The sequence below is a fragment of the Streptomyces sp. NPDC037288 genome (genome assembly GCF_055603265.1).
The window spans coordinates 86,120-102,146 of sequence record NZ_JBVJVY010000023.1 but is presented as its reverse complement, the minus strand read 5'-3'; the positions used below and the strand labels follow the sequence as shown (position 1 = coordinate 102,146).

The following is a 16,027-nucleotide window of genomic DNA, read 5'->3' as shown; positions in this document are numbered from 1 at the left end:
CCAACCGTAGACGGTATGAGGAAACGAGGTCGGATGATGCGTACGCGTCCGCTGAAGGTGGCGCTGCTGGGCTGTGGAGTGGTCGGCTCAGAGGTGGCGCGCATCATGACGACGCACGCCGACGACCTCGCCGCCAGGATCGGGGCCCCGGTCGAGCTCGCGGGGGTCGCCGTACGGCGCCCGAGCAAGGTGCGTGAGGGCATCGACCCGAGCCTGGTCACCACCGACGCCACCGCCCTCGTCAAACGCGGGGACATTGATGTCGTGGTGGAGGTGATCGGGGGGATCGAGCCCGCCCGTTCCCTCATCACCACCGCCTTCGAGCACGGCGCCTCCGTCGTCTCCGCCAACAAGGCCCTGCTCGCCCAGGACGGCGCCGCCCTGCACGCCGCGGCGGAGGAGAACGGCAAGGACCTCTACTACGAGGCCGCCGTCGCCGGCGCCATCCCGCTGATCCGCCCGCTGCGCGAGTCCCTCGCCGGGGACAAGGTCAACCGGGTGCTGGGGATCGTCAACGGCACCACCAACTTCATCCTCGACAAGATGGACTCCACGGGGGCCGGCTACCAGGAGGCCCTCGACGAGGCCACCGCCCTGGGGTACGCGGAAGCCGACCCGACCGCCGACGTCGAGGGATTCGACGCCGCCGCCAAGGCCGCCATCCTCGCCGGGATCGCCTTCCACACGCGCGTGCGCCTCGACGACGTCTACCGCGAGGGCATGACCGAGGTCACCGCCGCCGACTTCCGCTCGGCGAAGGAGATGGGCTGCACCATCAAGCTGCTCGCGATCTGTGAGCGCTCCAAGGACGGTGCGTCGGTCACCGCACGCGTGCACCCCGCCATGATTCCGCTGACCCACCCGCTCGCCTCCGTGCGCGGCGCGTACAACGCCGTCTTCGTGGAGTCGGACGCCGCCGGGCAGCTGATGTTCTACGGCCCCGGCGCCGGCGGTTCCCCGACCGCCTCCGCCGTGCTCGGCGACCTCGTCGCCGTCTGCCGCAACCGGCTCAACGGCGCAACGGGGCCCGGTGAGTCGGCGTACGCCGCCCTGACGGTCTCGCCGATGGGCGAGGTCGTCACGCGCTACCACATCAGTCTCGACGTCGCGGACAAACCGGGTGTTCTCGCCCAGGTCGCGACCGTGTTCGCCGAGCACGGGGTGTCGATCGATACGGTGCGCCAGCAGGGCAAGGACGGCGAGGCCTCCCTCGTCGTCGTCACCCACCGCGCGTCCGACGCCTCCCTCACCGGGACCGTCGAGGCGCTGCGCAAGCTCGACACCGTGCGGGGTGTCGCCAGCATCATGCGGGTTGAAGGAGAGTAACCAGCAATGACCCACCAGTGGCGCGGAATCATCGAGGAGTACCGGGACCGGCTGCCGGTATCCGACACCACGCCGGTCGTGACGCTCCGCGAGGGCGGTACGCCCCTCGTGCCCGCGCAGGTGCTCTCCGAGCGCACGGGCTGCGAGGTCCACCTGAAGGTGGAGGGGGCCAACCCCACCGGCTCCTTCAAGGACCGCGGTATGACCATGGCCATCTCCAAGGCCAAGGAGGAGGGGGCCAAGGCCGTCATCTGCGCCTCCACCGGCAACACGTCGGCCTCCGCCGCCGCGTACGCCGTACGGGCCGGTATGGTTTCGGCCGTTCTCGTCCCGCGGGGCAAGATCGCGCTCGGCAAGATGGGCCAGGCCCTCGTGCACGGCGCGAAGATCCTCCAGGTCGACGGCAACTTCGACGACTGCCTCACCCTCGCCCGCTCGCTGAGCGAGAACTACCCGGTGGCGCTGGTGAATTCGGTCAACCCGGTGCGTATCGAGGGCCAGAAGACGGCCGCCTTCGAGATCGTGGACATGCTCGGTGACGCGCCCGACATCCACGTCCTCCCGGTCGGCAACGCGGGCAACATCACCGCCTACTGGAAGGGCTACAAGGAGTACGCCGCCGACGGCATCGCCACGAAGACCCCCCGCATGTGGGGCTTCCAGGCCTCCGGCAGCGCGCCGATCGTGCGCGGGGAGGTCGTCAAGGACCCGTCGACCATCGCCACCGCCATCCGGATCGGCAACCCGGCCTCCTGGCAGTACGCGCTGCAGGCCCGGGACGAGTCCGGTGGGGCCATCGACGAGGTGACGGACCGTGAAATCCTGCGTGCCTACCGCCTGTTGGCCGCGCAGGAGGGCGTCTTCGTGGAGCCCGCCTCGGCCGCCTCCGTGGCCGGTCTGCTGAAGGCCGCCGAGCAGGGCAGGGTCGACCCGGGCCAGAGGATCGTGTGCACGGTCACCGGCAACGGTCTGAAGGACCCCGACTGGGCCGTCGCCGGCGCCCCGCAGCCGGTCACCGTCCCGGTCGACGCGTCCGCCGCGGCCGAGCGCCTCGGCCTCGCCTGACCGCCCCTGACAGCCGCCGGCAGGGGGCGATCCCTGTGGAGGGTGCACAGGGGGCTTACGACACGCATCGTGCGCCTCCTGTGCGCCCTATGTCGCCACAGAACCTTCCTTCGATAGGCTGTACTGAACCCGCCCGTTGCATATGCCTGGCATATGGCTGCGCACATGGGTGATGTCGCGCCGTCTGCGCGGCCAGCGGGTCTCCCCGTATACGTATCGAATGTCTTCGACAGTCACGCAGCTCAAGGAGAGTCAACGAGCGATGGCCGGTCCAGCGTTCCGCGCCGCCGCCGTCCGGGTGCGCGTTCCCGCCACCAGCGCCAATCTCGGCCCGGGCTTCGACGCCCTCGGCCTCGCGCTGGGGCTCTACGACGACGTGGTCGTCCGGGTGGCCGACTCCGGGCTGCACATCGACATCGCGGGGGAGGGCGGCGAGACCCTCCCGCGTGACGAGTCTCACCTCCTCGTCCGCGCCCTGCGCACCGCTTTCGATCTGCTGGGCGGACAGCCCAGAGGCCTGGAAATCGTCTGCGCCAACCGCATTCCGCACGGCCGGGGCCTCGGTTCCTCCTCCGCCGCCATCTGCGCCGGCATCGTCGCCGCCCGTGCCGTGACCATAGGCGGCGAGGCCCGCCTGGACGACGCGGCGCTGCTGGAACTGGCCACCGAGATCGAGGGCCACCCGGACAACGTGGCCGCGTGTCTGCTCGGCGGCTTCACCCTGTCCTGGATGGAGTCCGGGGCCGCCCGGGCGATCAGGATGGAGCCCGGCGATTCCATCGTTCCGGTGGTTTTCGTGCCCGGAAAGCCGGTCCTGACCGAGACCGCGCGCGGCCTGCTGCCGCGCACCGTGCCGCACGTGGACGCCGCCGTCAACGCGGGTCGTGCCGCCCTGCTCGTCGAGGCCCTCACCCGGCGCCCCGAGCTGCTGCTGCCCGCCACCGAGGACCGCCTCCACCAGGAGTACCGCGCCCCGGCCATGCCGGAGAGCGCCGCGCTGGTGGAGCGGCTGCGCGCCGAGGGCGTCCCGGCCGTCATCTCGGGCGCCGGGCCCACGGTCATGGCCCTCGCCGACGCCGGCACCGCCGACAAGGTGGAGACCCTGGCCGGCGCCGACTGGGCCGCCAACCGGCTGAGCCTGGACCTGCAGGGAGCGAGCGTGCTGCCGCTTGCGACCTGACACACGGTTGCCGGATTTGGAGAGGGGGAATGTTTGTTGGATCCGGTAGTGTTAATCTCAAGTCTGCACCCGACCCCACCATGGCGAGGTGCCTCGTGTCCCAGTCCGGGACAGACATTCTTCCGGGAGCCTCCCACGCCACTCCGTGTTCCGTACGCCGTACCTGGGCAGTACGTCGTATGCGGACACTGAGCAGGTCACTGGGCACGCTCCGGAATCGGTGCTACCACGCCACGTGACACTGGGTGCCACGACTCGCGGAAGCGCCAACTCACCGCACATTTTCTTCCGCCGCGTTGGCGGACCACCGCCCCGGCACGGTTCACGGAAGACAGGACCGTAGCCGGACAGCACAACCGGTCGCCGAGCCAGACAGGCCGACGTCCGCTCCAGGGAAGGACCCTTCGTGAGCGACACCACCGATCTGATGGGCGCACGTGTCGAGGAGACCGCTGCCGCGCCCGCCACGGACGCCTCCGCGCCTGCCACCGGTGCCGGCTCCCGGCGGCGCCGCGGTACCGGCCTCGAGGGCATGGTGCTGGCCGAGCTGCAGCAGGTCGCCTCGGGCCTCGGCATCAGGGGCACCGCGCGGATGCGCAAGAGCCAGCTGATCGAGGTCATCAAGGAGGCGCAGGCCGCAGGGGGCGCCGCCCCCAAGGCCGAGGCCGCCACCGAGACCAAGCCCAAGCGCCGTGCCACCTCCAAGGCCCGTACGGGTGAGGCCGCCGACGGCGAGAAGAAGGCCGAGGCCCCCGCCGAGAAGGCCGTGGCCCAGCAGCAGATCGAGATCCCCGGCCAGCCGGCCTCCGACGACGCGCCGACCGAGCGCCGTCGCCGCCGTGCCACCGCCGAGGCGGGCAGCCCGGCCGCGAGCAGCGCCGAGACCGTCGCCGCCGAGGCGAAGGCCGAGCCCAAGGCCGAGACGTCCGTGCAGCAGCAGGGCGAGGGCAAGGGCGACGCCGGTGACGGCGAGGGCCGTGGCCGCCGCGACCGCCGTGAGCGCGGCCGTGACCGTGACCGCGACCGCGACCGTGACCGCCGTGGCAAGGGCGACGACCAGCAGGGCGGCCAGCAGCGTCAGCAGCAGGGCCAGCAGGGCGGCGGCCGTCAGGACCGGCAGCAGGACGACGACGACTTCGAGGGTGGCCGCCGGGGCCGTCGCGGCCGATACCGCGACCGCCGTGGCCGCCGTGGCCGCGACGACATCGCCGAGCCGCAGGTCGCCGAGGACGACGTCCTGATCCCGGTCGCGGGCATTCTGGACATCCTCGACAACTACGCCTTCATCCGCACGTCGGGGTACCTGCCCGGTCCGAACGACGTGTACGTCTCCCTCGCCCAGGTCCGCAAGAACGGCCTGCGCAAGGGCGACCACGTCACCGGTGCGGTCCGCCAGCCCAAGGACGGCGAGCGGCGCGAGAAGTTCAACGCGCTGGTCCGCCTCGACTCCGTCAACGGCATGGCGCCCGAACACGGCCGTGGCCGCCCGGAGTTCAACAAGCTGACCCCGCTCTACCCGCAGGACCGCCTCCGCCTGGAGACGGACCCCGGCGTGCTCACCACCCGCATCATCGACCTGGTCTCGCCGATCGGTAAGGGCCAGCGCGGTCTGATCGTGGCCCCGCCGAAGACCGGTAAGACCATGATCATGCAGGCGATCGCCAACGCGATCACGCACAACAACCCCGAGTGCCACCTGATGGTCGTCCTTGTCGACGAGCGTCCGGAAGAGGTCACCGACATGCAGCGGTCGGTCAAGGGCGAGGTCATCTCCTCGACCTTCGACCGCCCGGCCGAGGACCACACGACGGTCGCCGAGCTCGCCATCGAGCGCGCCAAGCGGCTCGTCGAGCTGGGCCACGACGTCGTCGTCCTGCTGGACTCCATCACGCGTCTGGGCCGTGCCTACAACCTGGCCGCGCCGGCCTCCGGCCGCATCCTGTCCGGTGGTGTCGACTCGACCGCGCTGTACCCGCCGAAGCGGTTCTTCGGTGCGGCGCGGAACATCGAGGACGGCGGTTCGCTGACCATCCTGGCCACGGCTCTCGTGGACACCGGGTCCCGCATGGACGAGGTGATCTTCGAGGAGTTCAAGGGCACGGGCAACGCCGAGCTCAAGCTCGACCGGAAGCTCGCGGACAAGCGCATCTTCCCGGCGGTGGACGTGGACGCGTCCGGCACCCGTAAGGAAGAGATCCTTCTCGGTGCCGAGGAGCTGGGCATCGTCTGGAAGCTGCGGCGGGTGCTGCACGCCCTCGACCAGCAGCAGGCGGTCGAGCTGCTGCTGGACAAGATGAAGCAGACGAAGTCGAACGCCGAGTTCCTGATGCAGATTCAGAAGACGACGCCGACGCCCGGTAACGGCGACTAGCCGAAGGGGACTTCCCCAGGGAATCCGAAGCGCCGCCCCCCGTCCATCAGTGACGGAGGGCGGCGCTTCGGCGCTGAGCGGAGTGGAGCGCATCACGCGCCCCCTTCCGCCTCGTCTCTCCCTGGGGAACACCCTTGCCCGAACCACTGCCCGGCCGCCACAGACGTCGTATACGCCTCGGCCTGCCCCTCGGTGCCGCCGGTGTCGCCGCGGCCGTCGTCGCCGCGCTGATGACGGCCTCCGCCGGTGCGGCCACCGCGCTGCCGAAGCCCCCTGTCTCGCCCCCCGTCAGTCAGCCCTCCCAGGACACCCTTCACCAGCGCATCGCCGGAGCCGACCGCACCAGCGCGCCGGCGAAGAGCAGCAGTCCGTCGGCGGTGTCGCCGAAGATCATCGGTGGCAACGAGACCACCATCTCCTCGGCGCCCTGGATGGCGCAGCTCTGGTACTACGACGACAAGGGCACCACCGACACCGGCGACGACGTCGGCTTCTTCTGCGGTGGCTCGGTCGTGGCGCCGACGAAGATCCTCACCGCGGCGCACTGCGTCAAGGGCTACGACTGGAGCAAGTACGGCGCCGTCGTCACCGGCACCGACCAGCAGCCCACCACCGACGCCGGCGGCACCACGGACCTGCACGGCGGCCAGGCCACCGGCGTCCTGCGCCAGTGGAACCACCCCTCCTACAGCGCGACGACCATCGACAACGACATCGCCGTCCTCACCCTGGACGTCCCGGTCGGCGCCCCGCAGATCCGGATGACCACCCCCGGCGACAGCACCTCCTATGCCGGCGGCACCAGCGCCACGGTCTACGGCTGGGGCCGCACCAGCTCCACCAGCGGCGACATCTCCCAGACGCTGAAGACCGCCACGCTGACCCTGCACGCCGACAGCACCTGCACCGGCGTGTACGGCGGTGAGTTCGTCGCGGGGCACATGGTCTGCGCGGGCACGCAGTCCGGCAGCGACACCGGTACCCAGGCGACCTGCAACGGCGACTCCGGGGGCCCGCTCGTGGTGGGCGGCCGCATCGTGGGTGTCGTCTCCTGGGGCGTGAAGAACTGCGTGGAGAAGGGCTACTACAGCGTCTTCACCAAGGTCTCCACGTACGCCGGCGCGGCCTACCCGCAGATCGACGACACCAACCTGAGCTACACCGACGGCAGGGCCGACCTCTTCGTGCGCAGCTCCGCCACGAAGACCGGCTACGAGAAGGACTCCACCGGCAGCTCCTTCGGCTCCCGGATCTCCCTGGGTGACTGGAGCGGCGCCAACCTGGTGCTGCAGGCCGACCTCAACCGCGACGGCTACCAGGACTTCGTCTACCGGGTCAGCTCCACCGGTGACGTGTACTGGGACCACTTCGTCCTCAACAGCGCCCGCACGGACGGCTCGTGGGCCACGACGAAGATCTTCAGCGGCTGGGGGACGCGCCGGCGGATCGTCGTCCCGGGCGACCTCACCGGCGACTACAAGCCCGACGTGCTCTCCGTCGACTCCGGCGGCACGATGTGGCTCTACCCAGGCAACGGCAACGGCACCTTCGGCTCCCGGGTCGAGGTCGGCACCGGCTGGAACCAGTACGACTCGGTGCGCGGCCACGGCGACCTCACCGGCGACGGCAGGGCCGACCTGCTCGCCCGCCAGTCCAGCACCGGCGACCTGTACCTGTACAAGGGCACCGGCAAGTCCGGCTCGGGCGCCTTCTCCGCCCGTGTCAAGGTGCGCAGCGCCTGGACCGGCTACAACGCCTTCGACGCGGTCGGCGACGTGAGCGGAGACGGCAGGGCCGACTTCCTGGCCCGCACCCCGGGCGGCACCCTGTACCTGTACAAGGGCACCGGAAAGGCCACAAGCGAGATCTTTGCCACAAGGATCTCGGTCGGCACCGGTTTCCAGGCGTACGACATCTGGGGCTGAAGCCGCAGGTGAGCGCGGTACGCCCGCACTGACCGACTACACAGAGTGCCCATCGCCGTACGCGATGGGCACTTTGCGTTGTGCAACTCTTTCCCGAGTTTCTCCGTCTGACCTTACGGAGCGACGATGGAGCGGTACCGACCGCGCCTGACCCTGACCGCAGGGGGTAACCGACCGACGAGACCTAGGAGCGATGTTGTCCGCCCAGAGCACGCCGGAGCCCGTCATACCCGAGCCGGGCGAGACCGGTCCGCCTCCACGAGGCAGGGGCCGCCGCCGCAAGGCCCGCAGCACGCGCCGCAAGGCCCTGCTCGCCACGGCCTGGACGGCAGCCGGTGTGGTGGTGCTGGGCGGTGTGGGCGCCGGGTACGTGTACTTCAAGCTCAACGGCAACCTCAAGAGCGTCGACATCGACCAGGCCCTCGGCAACGACCGCCCCTCGAAGCTCGACAACGGCTCCGAGAACATCCTGGTCCTCGGTTCGGACACCCGCTCCGGCGCCAACAAGGACCTCGGCGGCGGCACCGACGACGGCAGCGCCCGCTCCGACACGGCGATGATCGTCCACGTCTACGAGGGCCACAGGAAGGCCTCCGTGGTCTCCGTCCCCCGGGACACCCTCATCGACCGCCCCGCCTGCACCGACACCAAGGGCACCAGGCACCCGGCCGCGTCCGGCGTGATGTTCAACGAGTCCTACGGCACCGGCGGCGCGGCCTGTGCGGTGAAGACCGTCGAGTCGATCACCGGCATCCGCATGGACCACTACCTCGAGGTCGACTTCGCGGGCTTCCAGAAGCTCATCGACGATCTCGGCGGCGTCCCGGTCACCACGACGAAGAGCATCGACGACCCGCAGAGCCACCTGAACCTGCCGTCCGGCACCCACACCCTGAGCGGGCAGCAGGCCCTTGGCCTCGTCCGTACCCGGCACGGCGTCGGCGACGGCTCCGACCTGGGCCGCATCCAGCTCCAGCAGGCCTTCGTCAAGGCGCTGCTCAACCAGGTCGAGCACGTCGGAGTCCTCACCAGCCCCAAGAAGCTGTACGACCTCGCCGACACCGCCACCAAGACCGTCACCACCGACTCCGACCTCGGCTCGGTCAACTCCCTGATCGACTTCGCGGACGGCCTCAAGGGCATCGGCCCCAAGCACATGACCATGATCACCATGCCGGTCCGGTACGACCCGGCCAACCCGAACCGCGTGCTCCTGGAGAAGCAGAAGGCCCGGCTGGTCTGGGACGCCCTCAAGAACGACCAGCCCGTCCCGAAGTCGGCCACGAAGGGCACGGCCACGGGAGAAGCCAAGGGCGTGGTGAGCGGTTGAGGGGCGCGTAGGCGACGACCCGCTCACCCTCGGGAATAGAACAAGCGCACCCCCGGTTTGGGTGGATGGCCCCAGTCCTGGCAGACTGGTACGTCGGCTCCGGTTCACGCTTCCGCACCCCGCGGCTGCGACCCGGCGCCCTCCCGAAACTAGGAGACACCTTGAAGCGCGACATCCACCCCGAGTACGTCGAGACGCAGGTCAGCTGCACCTGCGGCGCGTCGTTCACCACCCGCAGCACCATCGGGTCCGGCACCATCCGGGCCGAGGTCTGCTCCGAGTGCCACCCGTTCTACACGGGCAAGCAGAAGATCCTCGACACCGGTGGCCGTGTGGCCCGCTTCGAGGCCCGCTTCGGCAAGGCCGCCGGCTCCAAGAAGTAGCGAGCCCCCATTCGCCGGTCCACGGCCGTACGTCCTACCGGGGCGTGCGCCGGGACCGGCGTTTTTGGTCGCCCGCCAGCCCTTCCCCCGCAGTACAGGAGCCCAAGATGTTCGAGGCCGTCGATGAACTCGTCGCCGAGCACGCCGATCTGGAGAAGAAGCTCGCCGACCCGTCGGTCCACGCCGACCAGGCGAACGCTCGCAAGCTGAACAAGCGCTACGCCGAGCTCACCCCGATCGTCGCCACGTACCGCTCCTGGAAGCAGACCGGCGACGACATCGAGACCGCGCGTGAGTTCGCGGCCGACGACCCCGACTTCGCGGCCGAGGTCAAGGACCTGGAGAAGCAGCGCGAGGAACTGACCGAGAAGCTGCGCTTCCTGCTGATCCCGCGCGACCCGAGTGACGACAAGGACGTCATTCTGGAGATCAAGGCGGGCGCGGGCGGCGACGAGTCGGCGCTGTTCGCCGGTGACCTGCTGCGCATGTACCTGCGCTACGCCGAGCGCGTCGGCTGGAAGACCGAGGTCATCGACGCCACCGAGTCCGAGCTGGGCGGGTACAAGGACGTGCAGGTCGCGGTGAAGGCCCGCGGCCAGCTGGAGCCCGGCCAGGGCGTGTGGGCGCGGCTGAAGTACGAGGGCGGTGTGCACCGCGTGCAGCGCGTGCCGGCCACCGAGTCCCAGGGCCGTATCCACACCTCCGCCGCCGGTGTCCTCGTGACTCCCGAGGCCGAGGAGGTGGACGTGGAGATCAACCCCAACGACCTGCGGATCGACGTCTACCGGTCCTCCGGCCCGGGCGGCCAGTCGGTCAACACCACCGACTCCGCGGTGCGCATCACGCACCTGCCGACCGGGGTCGTCGCCTCCTGCCAGAACGAGAAGAGCCAGCTGCAGAACAAGGAGCAGGCTCTGCGTATCCTGCGCTCCAGGCTGCTCGCCATGGCGCAGGAGGAGGCCGAGCGGGAGGCCGCCGACGCCCGCCGCAGCCAGGTCCGCACGGTCGACCGCTCCGAGAAGATCCGCACCTACAACTTCCCGGAGAACCGCATCTCGGACCACCGTGTCGGTTTCAAGGCGTACAACCTGGACCAGGTCCTGGACGGCGACCTCGACCCGGTCATCCAGGCCTGCGTCGACGCCGACTCGGCGGCGAAGCTCGCCGCCGCGTAACACACGTACACACGTACGAGCGCAAGTACGAGTACGACACGGAGGACTCGCGTGAACCTGCTGCTTGCGGAGGTGGCCCAGGCCACCCAGCGGCTGGCCGACGCCGGCGTGCCCTCGCCGCGCACCGACGCGGAGGAGCTCGCCGCGTTCGTGCACGGCGTGAAGCGGGGCGAACTGCACTCCGTGAAGGACGCCGACTTCGACGCCCGGTACTGGGAGGTCATCGCCCGGCGTGAACAGCGCGAGCCGCTGCAGCACATCACCGGCCGGGCCTACTTCCGCTACCTGGAGCTGCAGGTCGGGCCGGGCGTCTTCGTGCCCCGGCCGGAGACCGAGTCCGTGGTCGGCTGGGCCATAGACGCCGTACGCGCCATGGACGTCGTCGAGCCGTGCATCGTCGACCTGTGCACCGGCTCCGGCGCCATCGCGCTGGCCCTCGCCCAGGAGGTGCCGCGCTCGCGCGTGCACGCCGTGGAGCTGTCCGAGGACGCCCTGGTGTGGACGCGGAAGAACGTGGCGGGCTCCAGGGTCGACCTGCGCCAGGGCGACGCCCTGTCGGCCTTCCCCGATCTCGACGGGCAGGTCGACCTGGTCATCTCCAACCCGCCGTACATCCCGCTCACCGAGTGGGAGTACGTCGCCCCGGAGGCCCGCGACTACGACCCCGAGCTGGCGCTGTTCTCCGGCGAGGACGGCCTCGACCTGATCCGGGGTCTGGAACGCACCGCACACCGTCTGCTGCGCCCCGGCGGGGTCGTCGTGATCGAGCACGCCGACACCCAGGGCGGCCAGGTGCCGTGGATCTTCACCGAGGAGCGGGGCTGGGCCGACGCGGCCGACCACCCCGACCTCAACAACCGACCCCGGTTCGCGACCGCCCGCAAGGCGCTGCCGTGAGCACCCCGACGGCAGTGTTCTCAGAAGTCCCGCATCACGTGTACGAGGAGGCCCGCTAGACATGGCACGGCGATACGACACCAACGACGCGACCGACCGCGCGACGGGTCTGCGCGAGGCCGCGTCCGCCGTCCGCCGGGGCGAGCTGGTGGTGCTGCCGACCGACACGGTGTACGGCATCGGCGCCGACGCGTTCTCCTCGGAGGCGGTCGCCGACCTGCTCGCCGCCAAGGGCCGGGGCCGCAACATGCCCACCCCCGTCCTCATCGGCTCCCCGAACACCCTGCACGGCCTCGTCACGGACTTCTCCGAGCTGGCGTGGGAACTGGTCGACGCGTTCTGGCCGGGTGCCCTGACGCTGGTCGCCAAGCACCAGCCGTCGCTGCAGTGGGACCTCGGCGACACCCGCGGCACGGTGGCCGTCCGTATGCCGCTCCACCCGGTCGCGATCGAGCTGCTGACCGAGGTCGGTCCGATGGCCGTGTCCTCCGCCAACCTCACCGGCCACCCGGCGCCGGAGGACTGCGACGCCGCGCAGGAGATGCTCGGCGACTCCGTCTCCGTCTACCTGGACGGCGGTCCGACCCCGGGCAACGTCCCGTCCTCCATCGTCGACGTCACCGGCCGGGTGCCGGTGCTGCTGCGCGAGGGGGCGCTGTCGCCGGACGAGCTGCGGAAGGTCGTACCCGACCTCGAGGTGGCGAATTGACGGCCCCTGACGCGGGGCGTGGCATAGGCGTCGGGGAGCGTGCCGCCGAGATCACGACGACGTTCGTCGGGCTCCCGCGCGACACCTTCCGCATCCTCCACGTCAGCACCGGCAATGTGTGCCGCTCGCCCATCACCGAGCGGCTGACCCGGCATTTCGTCGCGGAGCGGCTCGGTGTGCTCGGCGGTGGGCTGATCGTGGAGAGCGCGGGCACCTGGGGCCACGAGGGCGCGCCGATGGAGGCCAACGCGGAGGCGGTGCTGGGCGAGTTCGGCGCGGACGCCTCCGGGTTCGTCGGCAGGGAGCTGCTGGACGAGCACGTCATCATGGCCGACCTCGTCCTGACGGCCACCCGCGACCACCGCGCCCAGGTCATCTCCATGGGCCATTCGGCGGGCCTGCGTACCTTCACCCTGAAGGAGTTCACCCGCCTGGTCCGCGCGATCGACCCGGCCACGCTGCCGCCCCTGGCGGACGGCGTGGTGGTGCGCGCCCGCGCGCTGGTGCGTGCCGCCGCGGCTCTACGCGGGTGGCTGCTTGCGCCCAACGCGGAGGCGGACGAGGTGTACGACCCGTACGGCGCCCCGCTGCCGTTCTTCCGCTCCGTCGGCGACGAGATACACCAGGCGCTGGACCCTGTGGTGACGGCGCTGACGGGGGTTCCGGCGCGTATGTAGCGCCGACGCCCGTACCGGGGGCGCGGGGAACTGCGCGAGTGACAACGCCCCCGCGTTCTCATGCGGCTCTGTAACCGGGCATAACGGACGTCTCCGGCCTACATTGGGAACACGTCACCGTCGACCGCCTCGGGAGCCCGTCATGTCGGTCACCCATACCCTCGAGACCGACGCCCTGCGGAGGCAGGACCCCGCGATGGCCGAGATCCTCCTGGCCGAGCTGGAGAGGCAGTCGACCACGCTGCAGCTGATCGCCGCCGAGAACTTCTGTTCGCCGGCCGTGCTCGGCGCCCTCGGCTCGTCCCTCGCCAACAAGTACGCCGAGGGCTACCCCGGCGCCCGGCACCACGGTGGCTGCGAGCTCGTCGACCTCGCCGAACGCGCCGCCATCGACCGGGCCAGGGACCTCTTCGGCGCCGACCACGCCAACGTCCAGCCCCACTCGGGCTCCTCGGCCGTCCTGGCCGCCTACGCCGCCCTGCTGCGCCCCGGGGACACCGTCCTTGCCCTCGGCCTGCCGTACGGCGGCCACCTCACGCACGGCTCGCCCGCGAACTTCTCCGGGCGCTGGTTCGACTTCGTGGGGTACGGGGTGGACGCCGAGACCGGGCTCGTCGACCACGACCAGGTGCGGCACCTGGCCCGCAACCACCGGCCCAAGGCGATCGTCTGCGGGTCCATCGCGTATCCCCGGCACTTCGACTACGCCTTCTTCCGCGAGGTCGCCGACGAGGTCGGGGCCTACCTGATCGCGGATGCCGCGCATCCGATCGGGCTGGTCGCCGGCGGAGCGGCGCCGAACCCGGTGCCGTACGCCGACATCGTGTGCGCGACCACCCACAAGGTGCTGCGCGGGCCGCGCGGCGGGATGATCCTGTGCGGCAGCGAGCTGGCCGAGCGCGTCGACCGGGCGGTGTTCCCGTTCACCCAGGGCGGTGCGCAGATGCACACGATCGCCGCGAAGGCCGTCGCGTTCGGCGAGGCGGCAACCCCGGCGTTCGCCGCGTACGCCCATCAGGTGGTCGCCAACGCCCGGGTGCTGGCCGGACACCTGGCAGCCGAGGGCCTCGCGGTCACCACCGGAGGCACGGACACCCATCTCATCACCGCCGATCCGGCACCGCTCGGCGTGGACGGGCGCACCGCACGCGGCCGGCTCGCCGCCGCCGGGATCGTCCTGGACTGCTGTGCGCTGCCGCACGGCGACGGCCGGGGCCTGCGCCTGGGCACGGCCGCGGTGACCACCCAGGGCATGGGGGAGCCGGAGATGGTGCGGATCGCGGCGCTCATGGCGGCCGTGCTGCGCGACGAGACCGGTCCGGCCACGGCCCGGGACGAGGTGCGCAGCGTCACAGCCGGTTTTCCGCCGTATCCGGGCTGAACAGGGGTAGGCGCACTCCGTACATCCGGATGTGTGCCGTGGTCCACAGCCACCCGTGCAACCATCGTGGCTACCCGGAAGTCCCCATCTTCATACGTCCGTCGCTAGGGTGTGGGGCTGTGATGGCCAGCGAGACCTGTGGGGAAGCCCGTGCGTGAATACCTGCTGACGCTCTGCATCACGGCCGCGGTGACGTATCTGCTGACAGGGCCGGTACGGAAGTTCGCGATCGTGGCCGGGGCGATGCCGGAGATCCGGGCACGTGACGTGCACCGGGAGCCCACTCCGCGCCTCGGCGGTATCGCCATGTTCTTCGGGCTGTGCGCGGGCCTGCTGGTCGCGGACCACCTGACCAACCTCAACGAGGTCTTCGCGAAGTCGAACGAGCCGCGGGCCCTGCTCTCCGGCGCGGCCCTGATCTGGCTGATCGGCGTGCTGGACGACAAGTTCGAGATCGACGCGCTGATCAAGCTGGGCGGCCAGATGATCGCCGCGGGCGTGATGGTCGTGCAGGGTCTGACGATCCTGTGGCTGCCCATCCCCGGCGTCGGGAACGTGGCGCTGACCCAGTGGCAGGGCACGCTGCTGACCGTCGCGCTCGTCGTCATCACGATCAACGCGGTCAACTTCGTGGACGGCCTGGACGGTCTCGCGGCCGGCATGGTCTGTATCGCGGCTGCCGCGTTCTTCCTGTACGCCTACCGCGTCTGGGTGTCGTACGGCATCGAGGCCGCCGCCCCGGCGACGCTGTTCGCGGCGATCCTGATGGGCATGTGCCTGGGCTTCCTGCCGCACAACATGCATCCCGCGCGCATCTTCATGGGTGACTCCGGCTCGATGCTGATCGGCCTGGTGCTGGCGGCCGGCGCGATCTCGATCACCGGCCAGCTCGACCCGGACGCGCTGAACCTGTACGCCGGTTCGGAGAAGGCGGCGGTGCACCAGACCGTGCCGGTGTACATCCCGCTGCTGCTCCCGCTGACGATCATCGCGGTCCCCACCGCCGACCTGGTCCTCGCGATCGTCCGCCGTACCTGGCGCGGCCAGTCGCCGTTCGCCGCGGACCGCGGCCATCTGCACCACCGGCTGCTGGAGATCGGGCACTCGCACAGCCGGGCGGTCCTGATCATGTACTTCTGGTCGGCCCTGATCGCCTTCGGTGCGCTGGCGTACTCGGTGAACTCGGCGTCCATGTGGATCGTGCTCGGCATCGTCTTCCTCAGCGCGGTCGGCCTGGTCCTGCTGCTGCTCCCGCGCTTCACACCGCGCGTCCCGGTCTGGGCGCAGCGGTTCGTGCCCCCGCGCTACCGCCGCCGGGGCGGAGCCGTGCAGGGCCCTGCTGTGGCCATGGAGGCGGGGGAGCCGGAGGGGGTCGAGGAGACCCCGGAGCGGACTCCTGTGCCCGCCGGGGTTTCCGGCGTCAACGGGGCGACCGCGATCGGCCCCCGTTCGCGTTTCCTTGATCGCCGCTGAGACGTTCAGGGTAAGAATCTGACTAGAGCATTGCCAATTCGTGGGGGTGCAAAGCTCCCAATACCAGACAAGTGGGCGCGGTTTCTGCACAGACGCGCACTGTCACTCTCATGTGTGACAGCAAGCACACCTAGC

General features: G+C 70.4%; 13 protein-coding genes. All 13 read left to right on the top strand.

Features of this window, described 5'->3' with window-relative positions; all coding sequences use genetic code 11:
• Positions 1-33: 33 nt before the first annotated feature.
• The 13 genes from ACZ7GZ_RS24835 (at position 34) to ACZ7GZ_RS24775 (ending at position 15,892) form a co-directional block, all read left to right on the top strand.
• Positions 34-1,326: a homoserine dehydrogenase gene (locus tag ACZ7GZ_RS24835; RefSeq protein WP_471027472.1), complete on the top strand. Its 1,293-nt coding sequence runs from the start codon at positions 34-36 to the stop codon at positions 1,324-1,326.
• A 6-nt stretch (positions 1,327-1,332) separates the two neighbouring features.
• Positions 1,333-2,391, top strand: coding sequence for a threonine synthase (gene thrC, locus ACZ7GZ_RS24830; RefSeq protein ID WP_471027470.1), 1,059 nt, complete (start codon positions 1,333-1,335; stop codon positions 2,389-2,391).
• A 262-nt stretch (positions 2,392-2,653) separates the two neighbouring features.
• Complete coding sequence (gene thrB / locus ACZ7GZ_RS24825) at positions 2,654-3,571, top strand: homoserine kinase (RefSeq protein ID WP_471027468.1); 918 nt, start codon at positions 2,654-2,656, stop codon at positions 3,569-3,571.
• A gap of 406 nt (positions 3,572-3,977) precedes the next feature.
• Positions 3,978-5,942 carry a transcription termination factor Rho gene (gene rho / locus ACZ7GZ_RS24820; protein ID WP_471027467.1) on the top strand — a complete coding sequence of 655 codons (1,965 nt, stop codon included), beginning with the start codon at positions 3,978-3,980 and terminating at the stop codon, positions 5,940-5,942.
• Between the two features lie 230 nt (positions 5,943-6,172).
• Positions 6,173-7,867, top strand: coding sequence for a trypsin-like serine protease (locus ACZ7GZ_RS24815; protein WP_471027524.1), 1,695 nt, complete (start codon positions 6,173-6,175; stop codon positions 7,865-7,867).
• A gap of 196 nt (positions 7,868-8,063) precedes the next feature.
• Entirely contained in the window at positions 8,064-9,197 is a 1,134-nt protein-coding gene (locus ACZ7GZ_RS24810) for an LCP family protein (RefSeq protein WP_471027523.1), read from the top strand.
• A 161-nt stretch (positions 9,198-9,358) separates the two neighbouring features.
• A complete protein-coding gene (gene rpmE / locus ACZ7GZ_RS24805; protein ID WP_030828843.1) occupies positions 9,359-9,580 on the top strand; it encodes a 50S ribosomal protein L31 in 222 nt (73 codons plus the stop codon).
• A 107-nt stretch (positions 9,581-9,687) separates the two neighbouring features.
• On the top strand, positions 9,688-10,755 hold the full coding sequence (gene prfA / locus ACZ7GZ_RS24800) for a peptide chain release factor 1 (RefSeq protein WP_471027465.1): 1,068 nt from the start codon (positions 9,688-9,690) through the stop codon (positions 10,753-10,755).
• Positions 10,756-10,806: 51 nt separating this feature from the next.
• Positions 10,807-11,652 carry a peptide chain release factor N(5)-glutamine methyltransferase gene (gene prmC, locus ACZ7GZ_RS24795; RefSeq protein WP_471027463.1) on the top strand — a complete coding sequence of 282 codons (846 nt, stop codon included), beginning with the start codon at positions 10,807-10,809 and terminating at the stop codon, positions 11,650-11,652.
• Positions 11,653-11,713: 61 nt separating this feature from the next.
• Positions 11,714-12,361, top strand: a complete 648-nt coding sequence (locus ACZ7GZ_RS24790) for an L-threonylcarbamoyladenylate synthase (RefSeq protein WP_363214556.1) — start codon at positions 11,714-11,716, stop codon at positions 12,359-12,361.
• Positions 12,358-13,038, top strand: coding sequence for an arsenate reductase/protein-tyrosine-phosphatase family protein (locus ACZ7GZ_RS24785; protein WP_471027461.1), 681 nt, complete (start codon positions 12,358-12,360; stop codon positions 13,036-13,038). Before ACZ7GZ_RS24790 ends, ACZ7GZ_RS24785 begins: the two co-directional genes overlap by 4 nt.
• 142 nt (positions 13,039-13,180) lie before the next feature.
• A complete protein-coding gene (locus tag ACZ7GZ_RS24780; protein WP_471027459.1) occupies positions 13,181-14,419 on the top strand; it encodes a serine hydroxymethyltransferase in 1,239 nt (412 codons plus the stop codon).
• Between the two features lie 150 nt (positions 14,420-14,569).
• Entirely contained in the window at positions 14,570-15,892 is a 1,323-nt protein-coding gene (locus tag ACZ7GZ_RS24775) for an MraY family glycosyltransferase (protein WP_471027458.1), read from the top strand.
• Positions 15,893-16,027 lie beyond the last annotated feature (135 nt).